This is a genomic window from Pseudolysinimonas sp., from assembly GCF_044239695.1.
Lineage (GTDB): Bacteria > Actinomycetota > Actinomycetes > Actinomycetales > Microbacteriaceae > Pseudolysinimonas_A.
Genome location: NZ_JBIIAW010000087.1, coordinates 1 through 13,211, shown reverse-complemented (window position 1 = coordinate 13,211; position 13,211 = coordinate 1). Strand labels below are relative to the sequence as shown.

The window sequence follows — 13,211 nt, the reverse complement described above, 5'->3', positions numbered from 1 at the left end:
CCATCCAGCCGAGGCGCCAGCCGGTCATCGCGTAGGTCTTCGCGACGCCGTTGACGAGGATGGTGCGGTCGGCGATGGCCGGGAACGCCTCGACGATCGAGACGGCCTTGACCCCGTCGTAGGTGAGGTTCTGGTAGATCTCGTCGCTGATCACCCAGAGGCCGTGCTCGTCGGCCCAGGCGCCGATCGCGGCGACCTGCTCGGGGGAGTAGACGGCACCCGTCGGGTTGGACGGCGAGACGAAGAGCAGCACCTTCGTGCGCGGGGTGCGCGCGGCCTCGAGCTGCTCGACGGTGACGAGGTAGCCCTGGTCGGCGCCGGCGAAGACATCCACCTGCACGCCGCCCGCGAGCTTGATCGCCTCGGGATAGGTGGTCCAGTACGGGGTGGGCACGAGTACTTCGTCACCCGGATCCAGCAGCGTCGCGAAGGCCTGGTAGACGGCCTGCTTGCCGCCGTTGGTGACGATGATCTGCGACGGCGAGACCTCGAGGCCCGAGTCGCGGAGGGTCTTCGCGGCGATCGCCTCGCGGAACTCCGGCAGGCCGGCCGCCGGCGTGTACTTGTGGCTCTTCGGGTCGCGAGCCGCCTCGACGGCGGCCTCGACGATGTGCGCCGGCGTCGGGAAGTCGGGCTCCCCGGCGGCGAAACTCACGACCGGTCGACCGGCCGCCTTGAGGGCCTTGGCCTTGGAGTCCACCTTGAGGGTGGCCGATTCGGCGATGGACCCGATGCGCTGCGAGATGCGTGCCACGGTCCCTGAGCTTAGCCGCGCCTGCCGGGAGGCCCTGGGCGGCACGAAGCCGGAGCCGTCGATGCTCTGGGGGCCGACGACTCCGGCTTCGTGTGGTTCAGCTACCGACTAGCCGGCACTGGTCACCGGGTGGTTGCGTCGGTAGCCCTCCCGCACCAGATAGGCACCCGCTGCCAGCAGTGCGAGGATGACGGCGATCAGCGTCGCGATGCCGATGCCGGTGTAGGCGAGGCTTCCGCCCCCACCGCCGCCGCCCGGAGGCGTCCCGGTCTCGCCGCCGACGTCGCAGCCGTCGGGATCGATGCAGTCGACCACCGAGGTGACGTTCGGCCCGACCGTCGCCTGCGCCAGGTTCAGCGTCGCGAGGTCGTCGTCGAGCACCGAGACGCGGATGGCGGTCTGGGTGAACTCGCCGCCGTCGCCGGTCGAGACGAGTTCCTGCACGTTGGCCTGCACCGAGACCACGTCGCGCAGCGCGTCACCGATGTTGCCGATCCCGTCGCCGAGAAGGGTCTCGGTGGCCGGGTGCACGAGGCCGGTCTCCAGGGCATCGGCCAGGTCCTGCACCGCGCCGTCGCCGTCGAACAGTCCGTCGAGCAGCGTGCCGCCGAGGTCGCCGAGCAGGACGTCGAGGTCGAGGCTGGTGCCGATGCCGAGGATGTCGACATCCGCGACCGCCTGTGCGGCCACGCCGTCGAGCAGCTCGTCGACCGTCGCCTCGACGTCGAGCACGACGCTCGTGGTGAGCGGCGCGACCGCCGTCGACGTGGTGCTGCAGACGTTGTCCTGCACCGTCTGGTTGACGAACCCGGTGATCCGCTGGATCACGCCGTCGACGGCGACGAAGTCACCGACCTCGTCGACCAGGCCGTCCGTGAGGCTTCCGACGAGTCCGGTGTCGAGCAGGTCGCCAACACCGCCCAGGAGGCCGTTGGTGATCAGCTCGAGGCTCGTCGCGTCCCGCAGGATCGGCGTGGTCAGCACGCGGTCGACCAGTTGGCAGACCTCCTGCACGAGCGGCGCCTGGGCCACGTTCACCGACAGGTCGGCGTGGATGTCGACCTTCGCGTCGTGCAGAGCGTCCTCGACCTTGTCGACGACCTGGTCCGCGATGGTCGCGACCGTCGTCGTGATCCCTTCGAGGATCTGGTTGACGACCGCATCCGTCAGCAGTTCGGTGCCGGGCGCGAGGTCGTTGAGCTCGCCCCCGAGGAGGACCTCGAGGTCGACGCGCACCTCACCGGTCTCCAGGTCGAACGAGACCGCGCCGTCGCCGTACTCCTCCTCGAGGATCGAGTGCACGATCTCCTGGAGGTTGCCGGCGTTGATGCTGGCGGTCACGTTGCCGCTGCCGCCGGCCAGGTTGAGCACCGGGTCGAGGTTCACGAGCAGCCCGTTGACGTCGTCGACCAGGGCGCCGTTGCTGCCGATCAGCTCGCCGAGCGCGTCGACGACCTCCTGCAGCGCGGTGTCGACCTTCGGCGTGAGATCCGCGATCGCCGGGCTCGAGAAGGTGAGCACGGCATCCGCGATCTGGTAGTCGCCGGAGGCGCTGTCGAGGTCGGCCTGCGCCTGAGCGGCGACCGCACCGAGCTCGAGCTTCAGGTCGAGCAACGTCGAGGCGAACTCGTCGCCCAGCAGCTGCTGGAGGTCGAGGGTCGCGTTGGCCGGCGGGGTGGTGGTGTCGTCGCCGACGCCGATCGCGCCGTCGTCCCGCACCGCGCCGGAGGCGCCGAGAGAGGATCCGTCGCTCGACGCCTGCGCGTACTGGGCGACCGGTCCGAGCTGGAGGACGCCGCCGAGATCGACCTGCGGGGCCGGGTTGGAAGCGACCTCGATCGTCTGGAGCACCTCCGCGTCGAGCGGGTCGTTCGTCGTCTGCGTGGCCTGGGTGCCGTCGTTCTGCGCCTCGGCGTAGCCGAGCGACGCGACGGTGTCGAGGTCGATGCCGAGCAACGAGCCGGAGAGGAAGCGCCCCTCCGCGTACGACGTCGGAACCTCGACGGCCGATGCGGAGAGGGGGGCGACGAGGGCGAAGGCCCCGCCGAGGGCGAATGCGGTGACGGTGGCGCCGATGCGCGTGGCCGTCCCGCTCGTGTTGATCCGGCTTGCCGATCCCCTTCGAGGAGTCGCCACGCGCGGGTGTGCAGTGGTGAACACGTCTCTTGCCTTCCTGGTCCATACGGACGAGGAGGCTGCAATCAGTGAGGTGCCTCGGCGCAGCTACGGCCGGTGGGGCCGTCCGGGAAAAGCTGGGGCTTCGGCGTTCGGTGACTTCGTGTACTTCGATGAAACCTGATCACAGTCTCGTACGCCCGTATTCGGTTGTCTGAGAGGGCTGGTTGTGTCCCTCTCACTCGAAGAGACCGGCGACCCCCGGGGCTATGACGCGGGTTGCTCGCAGACTTTTGTGATGACGTACACTTCTGGGGTTGGCTGAAAACGCCAAGCTTCGTCGTGCCCGCGCTCCGATCCGTCGGATGCCGGGGGCACGAGCCGAGGGCGGTGGCTCAATTGGTAGAGCAGCGGTCTCCAAAACCGCAGGTTGCAGGTTCGAGTCCTGTCCGCCCTGCGCAGCGCTTGCTGAATGCAGCGTTAGCTGAACAGATCCCCGGCACAACGGCCGGGAATCGATGAAAGGTTGGATGTCGTGGCACGCAAGGTGATCGACGAGCCGAGTGAGGACCTCGTCGCGAACGCCAAGCGGGATCGCGCCGAGCGGCGTGGCCCGTTCGCGCGGATCGCCCTCTTCATCCGTCAGGTGCTCACCGAGCTGTCGAAGGTGGTCCGCCCGACGCGCCGCGAACTGCTCAGCTACACGGGCGTCGTGATCGTGTTCGTCGTGATCATGATGGCGCTCGTCTACGGCCTGGACGCCGTGTTCGCCTTCGCCGTGTCATGGGTGTTCGGCAACGGCTCCGCCTTTCTCTCCTGAGCACTGACTCATCTGCCGCCTTCGCGGCATCCGAAAGCTATAGAAGGATCTGAAACGTGTCTGAAGAAGAGCGCCGCGACATCGACCTCGCGACGGCCGCCGAGCAGTCCTCCGAAGAGGACGAGGCGCAGGAGGGCAACGTCCTCGAGCGCGAGGAGCGGTCGGTCGACTCGGCCGAGCACGCCGCCATCCACGTGATCGACGAGGACGAGTCCGACGACGAGGAGTCGGTCGAGGCCGGGCTCGAGCAGCTGCTCGACGCCCTCGACGCCGCGGCCGATCCGGAAGCGGATGCGATCGTCGACGACGCCCTCGACATCGATTCCGCCGACGAGGCCGACGCCTCCGTCGCCGCGACCGACGACGAGGCCGACATCGAGGCCGAGGAGGAGGCGCGGGAGGAGCCCGACGTCACCCCCTACGACGGTCCCGAGCTCGGCGACGACGACGAGGACGCCGCGGAGGCCGAGGACGAGGTCGTCGACCCCTACGAGGAGTTCCGCGCCGAACTGCGCGGCAAGCCGGGCAAGTGGTACGTCATCCACTCCTACGCGGGCTTCGAGAAGCGCGTGAAGCAGAACATCGAGAGCCGCAAGGTCTCGATGACCATGGAGGACTACGTCTTCGAGGTCCAGGTCCCGATGGAGGACGTGGTCGAGATCAAGAACGGCCAGCGCAAGCTGGTCACCCGCGTGCGCATCCCGGGCTATGTGCTCGTGCGCATGGACCTCAACGAGGACTCGTGGTCGGTCGTGCGGCACACCCCGGGCGTCACCGGCTTCGTCGGCAACTCGCACAACCCGACCCCGCTGCGCTTCGAAGAGGCCTTCAACATGCTGAAGAGCCTCGTGCAGGTCGTGGAGGCGCCGGTCAAGGGCGCCGTCGGCGGCAAGGGCACGGGCAAGGGTGCGACCGCTCGCGTCATCCCCGCCGAGATCGACTTCGAGGTCGGCGAGACGATCACGATCAAGGAGGGCTCGTTCGCGGGCCTGCCCGGCACGATCAGCGAGATCAAGCCCGAAAGCGGCAAGCTCACCGTGCTCGTCTCGCTCTTCGAGCGTGAGACCCCGGTCGAGCTCTCGTTCGACCAGGTGACCAAGCTCTGACCCTTCCCGCGTCAGAGAACCCTCTCTGACGCTCAGGAGCCCCGCACGCGAGGGTCCCGCGCGTCAGAAGGGGTTCTGCCGCGGGGCGGCCGGGCGACCCACCGTCAAGGTCACCGACACGACGGCACCGAGCTGGATGTCGGCGGCCTTCCGCACCGCATCCTTCAGCGGCAGCAGGTAGACGCCGTCCTTCGGGAACAGCGCCGTCGTGAACTCGACACCGTCCAGCTCGACGATGACGGGCACCTGGCCCCAGTACTCGACGCCGGCCGCTGCGATCTTCAGATCGGCGCTGTCGGACTCGGGGATGCGCACGAAGTAGAACGGTGCGGGGCCCCGCCACTCGACCACGTGTCCCTCGAACTCGAACTCGCCCATGCGCCGAGTCTGACGTAAGATCGACAGGTTGCCCTCTGCCGTTTCGACGCGGGGGCGACCCACCGCATCCAGGAATCGCCTGGATGACGGGAGCGCGTTCGGTTCGAACGCACGACAGAAGAAGGAAACATGGCACCGAAGAAGAAGGTGACCGGCCTGATCAAGCTCCAGATCAACGCCGGCGCCGCGAACCCGGCCCCGCCCATCGGCCCGGCCCTGGGTCAGCACGGCGTGAACATCATGGAGTTCTGCAAGGCCTACAACGAGGCGACCGAGTCGCAGCGCGGCAACGTCATCCCGGTCGAGATCACCGTCTACGAGGACCGTTCGTTCACGTTCATCCTCAAGACCCCGCCGGCCGCGGAGCTCATCAAGAAGGCCGCCGGCGTGCAGAAGGGGTCGTCGACCCCGCACACGGTCAAGGTCGCGAAGCTCTCCAAGGACCAGGTGCGCGCGATCGCCGAGCAGAAGCAGGTGGACCTCAACGCGAACGACGTCGAGGCCGCCATGAAGATCATCGCCGGCACCGCCCGGTCGATGGGGATCACGGTGGAGGCGTAATCATGGCTCAGAAGTCGAAGGCATATCGCGCCGCCGCCGAGAAGATCGAGGCCGGCAAGTTCTACGCGCCCACCGAGGCCGTCGAGGTCATCAAGGGCACCGGCTCGAAGAAGATGGACTCCACCGTCGAGGTCGCCCTCAAGCTCGGGGTCGACCCGCGCAAGGCCGACCAGATGGTGCGCGGCACCGTCATCCTCCCGCACGGCACCGGCAAGGTCGCCCGCGTCATCGTCTTCGCGACGGGTCCGGCGGCGGAAGCCGCGATCGCCGCGGGCGCCGACGAGGTCGGCGGCGTCGAGCTCATCGAGAAGGTCGCCGCGGGCTACACCGCGTTCGACTCGGCCGTCTCGACGCCCGAGCTCATGGGCCAGGTCGGTCGACTCGGCAAGGTGCTCGGCCCCCGCGGCCTGATGCCGAACCCGAAGACCGGCACCGTGACCCCCAACCCCGCGAAGGCGGTCGAGGAGATCAAGGGCGGCAAGATCGAGTTCCGTGTCGACAAGCACGCCAACGTGCACTTCGTGATCGGCAAGGCCGGCTTCTCGAGCGACCAGCTGAACGAGAACCTCAAGGCCGCGCTCGACGAGATCAACCGGGCCAAGCCCGGCTCGTCGAAGGGCCGCTACATCCAGAAGGGCGCGGTGTCGACGACGTTCGGCCCCGGCGTTCCGCTCGACGTGACGGTCCTCTAGACCTGAACGTCACGATTCGACGAGCGAGCGTCGCGGATTCCGCGGCGCTCGCTGCCGTCGCGGCGGCCACCTTCCCCCTCGCCTGCCCGCCGCACACGACCGACGAGGCGAAGGCCGCCTTCATCGCGGCGCACCTGACGCCCGCGCGTTTCGACGAGTACCTCGCCGACCCCGCGCGGGTGCTGTTCCTCGCCGACGTGGCCGGAGTCGCGGCGGGCTACACGATGCTCATCGTCGGCGAGCCCTCGGACCCCGACGTCACTGCGGCGCTGACCGTGCGCCCGACCGCCGAGCTGAGCAAGTGCTACGTCATGCCCGGCCACCACGGGGCGGGCGTCGCGTCGGCGCTTATGACCCGCACGCTCGAGGCCGCGCGGGAGCGCGGAGCCGCCGCCGTCTGGCTCGGCGTCAACGAGGAGAACGCGCGCGCCCAGGGCTTCTACGAGAAGTCCGGTTTCGCAAAGGTCGGCCGCAAGCGCTTCCTCGTCGGCGACCGGTGGGAAGAGGACTTCGTGATGGAGCGGGTCTTCCCGGTCAGCCTTCGCACACCTTGAGCACGAGCTTGCCGCGGGTGTGGCCCTCCTCGATGACCTGGTGCGCCGAGGCGACGTCTTCCAGATCGAACACCTGGTCGACGTAGACCTTCACGTCGCCCGACTCGAGCAGTCGCGAGATGATCGCGAGGGTCGAGCCGTCGGGCACGACCCGGTAGCCGGTGGCCCGCACGCCCGCGGTCGCGGCCTCCTCGGCCATCGTCGGCCAGGATCCGGTGGGGCCGTTGACGATGATGCCGCCCGGGCGCAGGACGCGCAGCGAGCGGGAGCCGGTGTCGTCCTGCAGGTTGCCGATCAGGTCGATGACGGCATCCACCGGGTCGAGCACCTCGTCGAACCTGACGGCCGAGTAGTCGAGCACCTCGGCGGCACCCATCTCCTGCAGCCAGGAGGCGTTGCGGGCGGAGCCGGTTGCGATGACGTGCGCGCCGAAGTAGGCGGCGAACTGCACGGCGAAGTGCCCCACTCCGCCGGCGCCGGCGTGGATGAGCATCCGCTGGCCCTCGTGAGCCTTCGCGGTCTCGACGACCATGCCCCACGCGGTGAGCGCCGCGAGCGGAACCCCGGCCGCCTCCACGTGTGAGAGCGTCGACGGCTTCTTCACGACCGAGAGGGCGCTCACGGTGAGGTATTCGGCGTAGGCGCCCGACATCCGCGGCACCATGCCCATGCCGTACACCTCGGTGCCGGGTTGGAGGGGGTGCGACTCGTAGGGCGCCTCCTCGACGATGCCGCTGAAGTCGTTGCCGAGCACGACGGGGAAGCCGGCGATCCCCGGGAACGCGCCGCGGCCGGCCCGGGTCTTCGCGTCGATCGGGTTGACGCCCGCCGCGACGACCTTCACGAGCACCTCGGCGTTCACCCGCACCGGCCGTTCGAGGTCGGCGAGCGCGAGCACCTCCGGCCCCCCGGCCTGCGTCATCGCCATGGCCCGCATCGTGGTCATCTCCTGAATCTCCCCTGTCCCGTGACCAGTAAAGGCCGCGCATGAGTCGCCGGTGTTACGTGGATGTCATGGCCTCGTGAAGCTTGGCGAACGGGCCGTGGCCGCTATCCTGCGAATCGTGAGACCTCTCGTCACCGCCCTCCGGCTCGGGGGAGCCGCCGCCATCGTCGCCGCCATCGTCGCGCAGCTCGTCCGCTCGATCGAGAACACCGTCGCGGCCGGCGATGATGTCGGATTCGTGCTCGTGAACTTCTTCAGCTTCTTCACGATCGAGTCCAACGTGCTCGCCGTCGTGTCGCTGCTCGTCGGCGCCGCCGCGGTGGCCGCCGGACGCACCGAGACGGTCGGGTTCACGGTCTTCCGCCTCGTCGCCGTGACCTTCATGACGGTCACGTTCATCGTCTACAACCTGCTGCTGCGCGGGATCGAGCTGCCGCAGGGGCAGACGGTGCCGTGGTCGAACGAGATCCTCCACGTCGTCGGTCCGCTGCTGATCATCGCGGACTGGCTGCTGGCTCCGGGACGCAACCGGCTCGAGTGGAAGCGCGTCTGGGCGGTCGTGGTGTTCCCGATCCTCTGGGTGGCGTACACCCTCATCCGCGGCCCGATCGTGGGCTGGTACCCGTACCCGTTCCTCAACCCGACGAACTCCGAGAACGGTTACCTGTCGGTGGCGTTCTACGTCATCCTCATCGCGGCCGTGATGGTCGGCGTGGGGGCGGCGGCGATCTGGGTGTCCCGTCGTCGTGAGCGCTGGCCCCTGCCCGCGCGCGCGTCGGCGTGAGGATGCTCGACCGCGTCCTCGCCGCCGCGGGGACCGTCCTCGTGCTCGCGTCGCTCGCGATCATCTGGATCGCCCGCCTCGGCGTCCCCCGCGAGCTCTACGTGAGCGAGCTGGGGGCCGACGGGGAGCCGACGGCCGCGTGGTTCGAGCGCGCGCTGCTGCTACTCGTGGCGGGGAGCGTCGCCATCGCCTGGGCGAGCCGCCGCATCCGCAGCCGGGTTCCGGTGCTGCGCTGGTGGGCGCCATCGGTGAGCCTGGCGATCGCGAGCGGGCTGTTCCTGGTCGCGTCGCAGGTGCCCTGCACGAGCGGCTGCCCGGTGCCGCGGTTCGGCCCCGACCTCTCCTGGCAGGACCTCGGGCACGTCAGCGCCGCGACCCTCGCGTTCGTGTTCGCGGCCTGGGCGATGCTGCAGTGCGCGTTCGCGGTCGGCCACCGCGCGATCCGGCGCTTCTCGCTCATCGCGGCGATCTCGGTCGCCGTCATCGCGGCGACCGGGGGGCTGATGTCGGTGTTCGAGTTCTACGCCTGGTTCGGCAGCCGGCTCGAGTTCGTCGCGACGACCCTCGGCATCGCCTGGGTCGCCGTCTACGGCATCGCGCTCGCGATCGAGCGGCGGCCGGTCGTCGCGGCGTCAGCTTCCGGCGGGATCCCGGCGCATCGCCCGGAGGAGGTCGTCCGCTAGGAAAGACGGAAGTCCTGGATCCAGTCCGTCCATTCGCCGTCGGTGATTTCGCTACGCCATGAGGGGGGTAGCTCGAGGTCCAGCCGCCGGATCAACAATCCACCTACTCGCGGCTCGACCGCAGCGATGTGTCGAGCCATTCCTAGGAGTCGCTTGGGATAGTCCTCGCGGTCTTCACCTCCGAACTCGATCATGTACTTCTCGTAGCCGAATCGTTCAATGAAGTGCAACTTCCAACGCATCCGACTCTTAACAACTGCAGGGATCCGAGGGTATGAGCCGTCGTTGACCGTGAGCCCAGTGACGTACTGCTTTGCCCCACGCTTCATGAGCTTCGTTTTTGACGCGTTGACCTGCCAACCGTGACCGTCGAGTATGGCCTCGATGGCAACTGCGGTGCCCGAGGTGGGAGCGCCAGAGAAGATCAGGTCGTCTGCGTAGCGGGTGAATGCAAGCCCGTTCTCCGCGGCGAAACGGGTGAGGTCAGAGTCGGCGGAAGCGAAGGCGAGGTTCGACAGAATCGGGCTGGTGTGGAAGCCGATCGGCAGCGTCCCGTTGAATGTCGTGAGGTTTTCCGCAAGCAGTGCTGCGCTAGGGGAGAAGCCAAGTCCTTCGAAAACGCCACGGATTCGATTGCCGTCGATGGTCTCAAAGAAGTCGCGAAGATCGATACGAAGAACTGCATCTCGCGCAAGATGCTCGCGAGCGTTGGTAACTATAGAACGGCCGCGAACGAAACCGTGGACGTGTGGAGGCGGTGGGGCTGTCGAGTTGGTCAGTGCCTCATGGAACTTCTTCAGGACCAGGGTCGCGGTTAGGCCAGGACGATGGATCGTCCGTTGGGTGCCATCCTTCTTGCGGCGGGTGAAGGCCGTTACAGCCGTCCCGTCCTGGATAAGGGATGCGACTCGTTTGAGATCAGGCAACCCGACCCGCAGAGTGTTCGCGACTTCAAGATTTGAAATGGTCATGGGCGAGGGCGGGAGACGTCCCTAGCATGCAGCAGTAGTACGCCGTGCACGGACTCGTGCCCACCATGACTGAATCCCGCCCTCACGGCGCGAGTGTATCTGTCACGCGAAGTCCCTGTGCAATCGCGTCGACCGCTTGCCGCTATCGAAATCGTGAATGAGGGCTACATCTCGCTCAATTGCCATGAAGTTGCGCACCTTGTACTGAGCGAGGTCGCGAGGCGCGGGCTGCAGAAGCCACTGGCCGATGATTGCCATCGCGAAGTCGACGATTCCGAGTGAAGGAGCCTCGTCTTTCGAGACCACTCTCACGTTAACCTGTGGAACCCGATCCTCGTCGCTCTTTGCTACTGCATCAGCGCGAGAGTCCTCAGCGACCTTCTTGAAATGGCGGCCCAGGGTGGAGTTCTCCTCGAACCAGAGATCTACGGAATCAATCTTCTGCGCCAGATAGACGTCTGGCAGGAGGGCCCGGTAAAGAACTAGGCAGCGTTGGTCGTCCGTGAGCGTAGGGAGACGTGCGCGACGTGAGAAGCAGACGTAGAGGCGGAAGCCATCCAGCTTCTCGAGCTCGGAGATGAACTGCACCTGCAGTTCGAACGGGATCTGCCAGTTGTGGAAGCCGTCCTTGACGAACGCATCAAAGGAGGCCTGGCCAGCGAATCGATCCATCGCCGAAAGTTCGGCGTGAAGTTCGTTCAAGATGTCATCCAGGCGTTCAGGCTCAGGGCAAGCGACGGCGCCGACCATCAGAGGAAGAGTCTCGCTTTGTTGGCCGGATTCATCGAGGAGGATGCGCACACCTAGAGTGTTGCGTCACCCGGAGTCTGTGTCACGCGCTCCCGGCACGCGGGGTCTGCCCCCGGGCGGGCGTCACTCCCACTGGGGTCGGCCCCACCCCCGTTCGTGCGTCGCGACGCTCGCTGCGGCGAACGTAGCGTCGAGACCGGAGGACACCATGGAACTCATTCCGACGCTCATCGTCGCGACGCTCGGCGCGATCTTCGCGCTCGCCGGGCTGGTCGCCGGCACGGGCCGGGCGCCGAGCGGTGCTCACGCCGCACCCGAACCGCGCCGAGGATCTTCGTGGCAGGCACCAAGGCGCGCCTCAGCCGATTCATAGGAAGCGGAGCAGACTGGGAACGTGACTCCAACCACGGCCCCGCCCGCGACCGCCCCCGCTCGTCTCACGCGCCCCGACGGGTCGCCCGTGCGCGCGCTCGTCGTCGATGACGAGGCCTCCCTCGGGGATCTGCTGCGCATGGCGCTGCGCTATGAGGGCTGGGACGTGCGCACCGCCTCCTCGGGCCAGCAGGCGCTCGCCGAGGCGAAGAGCTTCACCCCTGACGTCGTCGTGCTCGACGTGATGATGCCCGACCTCGACGGCCTGCAGGTGCTCCAGCGCCTGCGCCAGGCCGGCAACGACGTGCCCGTGCTCTTCCTCACCGCGAAGGATGCCGTCGACGATCGCATCGCCGGCCTGACCGCGGGCGGCGACGACTACGTCACGAAGCCGTTCTCGCTGGACGAGGTCATCGCCCGACTACGCGGACTGCTGCGCCGGAGCGCCCGGATCGTCTCGGCGGCGGCCGACCCGCAGATCCGCGTCGGGGATCTCGTCCTCGACGAGGAGACGTATGAGGTGACGAGGGCCGGCGAGCCGATCGCCCTCACCGCGACCGAGTTCGAACTGCTCCGCTACCTCATGCGCAACCCGCGCCGGGTGCTCAGCAAGACGCAGATCCTCGATCGCGTCTGGAGCTACGACTTCGGCGGGCGGTCGAGCATCGTCGAGATCTACATCTCCTACCTGCGCAAGAAGATCGACGAGGGTCGTGCGGCCATGATCCACACCGTGCGCGGCGTCGGATACACGATCAAGCCGGCCGCCGCCGAGGGATGAGCGCCACCCGGGGATCCTGGTCGCTGCGACGGCGACTCGTCGTCGGCATCGTCGCCCTTCTCGCGGTCGTCAGCATCGTCGTCGGGGTCGCGAGCGTGCTCGCGCTGCGGCAGAGCCTGGTGGCGCGGCTCGACGCGCAGGTGCTGGATGCCCTGACGCGCGCCGGAGGTCCGGGACTCGGCGGGCCGCAGGGCGGCGACCAGCCCAACAACCGCATCGGCACCCTCGTCGTCACGGACCAGCGCGCCGAGTACGCCGCTGACGACGGCACGGAGGTCGAGCTCACCGAGGCTCAGGTCGGTACCCTGCGCTCGCTCGACCTGGCGCCGGGCGAGTTCGCGACGGTCGATCTGGGCGATCTGGGCGAGTTCCGCGTCGGCGCGAAGACGACGCCGGGCGGCGAGTCGGTGATCGCCGGCCTCCCGACCTCCGAGGTCGTGGCGACTACCACCAACCTCGCGCTGATCTTCGCCCTGGTGACCCTTCTCGCGCTCGCGGTGGCGGCGCTCGCCGGCACTCAGGTGGTGCGCGTCGCCCTCCTCCCGCTCGGCCGGGTCACCGCGACCGCCCGGCGCGTGGCCGAGCTCCCGCTCGCGCGGGGCCAGGTGGCACTCAGCGAGCGGGTGACGGATTCCGACCCGCGCACGGAGGTCGGTCAGGTGGGGGCAGCCTTCAACCTCATGCTGGAGCACGTCGAGGCGTCGCTGCGCGCCCGGCAGGAGAGCGAGGAGAAGGTGCGGCAGTTCGTCGCCGACGCCAGTCACGAGTTGCGGACGCCGCTCGCGTCGATCCGCGGATACTCCGAGCTCACGCGGCGCTCCGGGATCGCGCTCCCCGAGGACATCGTCTACGCGCTCGCCCGCATCGAGTCGGAGTCGGTGAGGATGACGTCGCTCGTGGAGGAGCTGCTGCTGCTCGCCCGACTCGACGCCGGGCAGGACCTC

15 protein-coding genes and 1 tRNA gene are annotated in these 13,211 nt (G+C 68.1%); 10 read left to right on the top strand and 6 right to left on the bottom strand.

Annotated features, from left to right (window positions below; translation table 11 throughout):
- Together ACILQS_RS12500 and ACILQS_RS12495 are read right to left on the bottom strand one after the other, a co-directional pair.
- Positions 1-754: pyridoxal phosphate-dependent aminotransferase (locus ACILQS_RS12500; RefSeq protein WP_395640457.1), on the bottom strand; the 754-nt coding region annotated here is incomplete at its 3' end.
- Positions 755-862: 108 nt separating this feature from the next.
- Complete coding sequence (locus ACILQS_RS12495) at positions 863-2,914, bottom strand: choice-of-anchor G family protein (RefSeq protein WP_395640456.1); 2,052 nt, start codon at positions 2,912-2,914, stop codon at positions 863-865.
- A 339-nt stretch (positions 2,915-3,253) separates the two neighbouring features.
- On the opposite strand from ACILQS_RS12495, the gene ACILQS_RS12490 reads away from it, so the two are divergent.
- The 3 genes from ACILQS_RS12490 to ACILQS_RS12480 all read left to right on the top strand — a co-directional run bounded on the left by ACILQS_RS12490 (position 3,254) and on the right by ACILQS_RS12480 (position 4,795).
- Positions 3,254-3,326, top strand: a tRNA-Trp gene (locus tag ACILQS_RS12490).
- A 78-nt stretch (positions 3,327-3,404) separates the two neighbouring features.
- The gene (secE, locus tag ACILQS_RS12485; protein ID WP_395640455.1) at positions 3,405-3,689 is read left to right on the top strand and encodes a preprotein translocase subunit SecE; all 285 of its coding nucleotides are present in this window, start codon (positions 3,405-3,407) and stop codon (positions 3,687-3,689) included.
- Between the two features lie 56 nt (positions 3,690-3,745).
- Positions 3,746-4,795 carry a transcription termination/antitermination protein NusG gene (locus ACILQS_RS12480; protein WP_395640454.1) on the top strand — a complete coding sequence of 350 codons (1,050 nt, stop codon included), beginning with the start codon at positions 3,746-3,748 and terminating at the stop codon, positions 4,793-4,795.
- A gap of 63 nt (positions 4,796-4,858) precedes the next feature.
- On the opposite strand, the gene ACILQS_RS12475 is transcribed toward ACILQS_RS12480, so the two are convergent.
- Complete coding sequence (locus ACILQS_RS12475; protein ID WP_395640453.1) at positions 4,859-5,173, bottom strand: DUF1905 domain-containing protein; 315 nt, start codon at positions 5,171-5,173, stop codon at positions 4,859-4,861.
- Positions 5,174-5,302: 129 nt separating this feature from the next.
- Between ACILQS_RS12475 and rplK the strand changes: the two genes are divergently transcribed.
- Genes rplK through ACILQS_RS12460 form a run of 3 tightly spaced genes read left to right on the top strand, consistent with a single transcriptional unit; the run spans position 5,303 to position 6,980 of the window.
- Positions 5,303-5,734, top strand: a complete 432-nt coding sequence (gene rplK / locus ACILQS_RS12470; protein ID WP_395640452.1) for a 50S ribosomal protein L11 — start codon at positions 5,303-5,305, stop codon at positions 5,732-5,734.
- 2 nt (positions 5,735-5,736) lie between these two features.
- The gene (rplA, locus tag ACILQS_RS12465) at positions 5,737-6,426 is read left to right on the top strand and encodes a 50S ribosomal protein L1 (protein ID WP_395640451.1); all 690 of its coding nucleotides are present in this window, start codon (positions 5,737-5,739) and stop codon (positions 6,424-6,426) included.
- A gap of 2 nt (positions 6,427-6,428) precedes the next feature.
- Positions 6,429-6,980 (top strand): GNAT family N-acetyltransferase, encoded by a 552-nt coding sequence (locus ACILQS_RS12460; protein WP_395640459.1) that lies wholly within the window; start codon positions 6,429-6,431, stop codon positions 6,978-6,980.
- Here the strand turns inward: ACILQS_RS12460 and ACILQS_RS12455 are convergent.
- Entirely contained in the window at positions 6,961-7,917 is a 957-nt protein-coding gene (locus tag ACILQS_RS12455) for an NADP-dependent oxidoreductase (protein WP_395640458.1), read from the bottom strand. The genes ACILQS_RS12460 and ACILQS_RS12455 overlap by 20 nt on opposite strands.
- A 127-nt stretch (positions 7,918-8,044) precedes the next feature.
- On the opposite strand from ACILQS_RS12455, the gene ACILQS_RS12450 reads away from it, so the two are divergent.
- Together ACILQS_RS12450 and ACILQS_RS12445 are read left to right on the top strand one after the other, a co-directional pair.
- Entirely contained in the window at positions 8,045-8,710 is a 666-nt protein-coding gene (locus ACILQS_RS12450) for a Pr6Pr family membrane protein (protein WP_395640450.1), read from the top strand.
- Between the two features lie 2 nt (positions 8,711-8,712).
- A complete protein-coding gene (locus ACILQS_RS12445; protein ID WP_395640449.1) occupies positions 8,713-9,393 on the top strand; it encodes a DUF998 domain-containing protein in 681 nt (226 codons plus the stop codon).
- On the opposite strand, the gene ACILQS_RS12440 is transcribed toward ACILQS_RS12445, so the two are convergent.
- Positions 9,390-10,364 carry a reverse transcriptase family protein gene (locus ACILQS_RS12440; protein ID WP_395640448.1) on the bottom strand — a complete coding sequence of 325 codons (975 nt, stop codon included), beginning with the start codon at positions 10,362-10,364 and terminating at the stop codon, positions 9,390-9,392. The genes ACILQS_RS12445 and ACILQS_RS12440 overlap by 4 nt on opposite strands.
- Positions 10,365-10,466: 102 nt before the next feature.
- Positions 10,467-11,165 (bottom strand): hypothetical protein, encoded by a 699-nt coding sequence (locus ACILQS_RS12435; RefSeq protein ID WP_395640447.1) that lies wholly within the window; start codon positions 11,163-11,165, stop codon positions 10,467-10,469.
- 343 nt (positions 11,166-11,508) lie between these two features.
- Between ACILQS_RS12435 and ACILQS_RS12430 the strand changes: the two genes are divergently transcribed.
- Both ACILQS_RS12430 and ACILQS_RS12425 read left to right on the top strand, forming a co-directional pair.
- A complete protein-coding gene (locus ACILQS_RS12430; RefSeq protein WP_395640446.1) occupies positions 11,509-12,267 on the top strand; it encodes a response regulator transcription factor in 759 nt (252 codons plus the stop codon).
- On the top strand, positions 12,264-13,211 hold a 948-nt coding region (locus tag ACILQS_RS12425; protein ID WP_395640445.1), incomplete at its 3' end, for a histidine kinase dimerization/phospho-acceptor domain-containing protein. The genes ACILQS_RS12430 and ACILQS_RS12425, both read left to right, overlap by 4 nt.

Excerpts from the sequence above, each read along its gene's own strand:
- ACILQS_RS12445 (WP_395640449.1), top strand. The coding sequence starts at position 8,713 with ATGCTCGACCGCGTCCTCGCCGCCGCGGGGACCGTCCTCGTGCTCGCG.
- rplA (WP_395640451.1), top strand. The coding sequence starts at position 5,737 with ATGGCTCAGAAGTCGAAGGCATATCGCGCCGCCGCCGAGAAGATCGAG.
- ACILQS_RS12440 (WP_395640448.1), bottom strand. The coding sequence starts at position 10,364 with ATGACCATTTCAAATCTTGAAGTCGCGAACACTCTGCGGGTCGGGTTG.
- ACILQS_RS12455 (WP_395640458.1), bottom strand. The coding sequence starts at position 7,917 with ATGCGGGCCATGGCGATGACGCAGGCCGGGGGGCCGGAGGTGCTCGCG.
- ACILQS_RS12475 (WP_395640453.1), bottom strand. The coding sequence starts at position 5,173 with ATGGGCGAGTTCGAGTTCGAGGGACACGTGGTCGAGTGGCGGGGCCCC.
- rplK (WP_395640452.1), top strand. The coding sequence starts at position 5,303 with ATGGCACCGAAGAAGAAGGTGACCGGCCTGATCAAGCTCCAGATCAAC.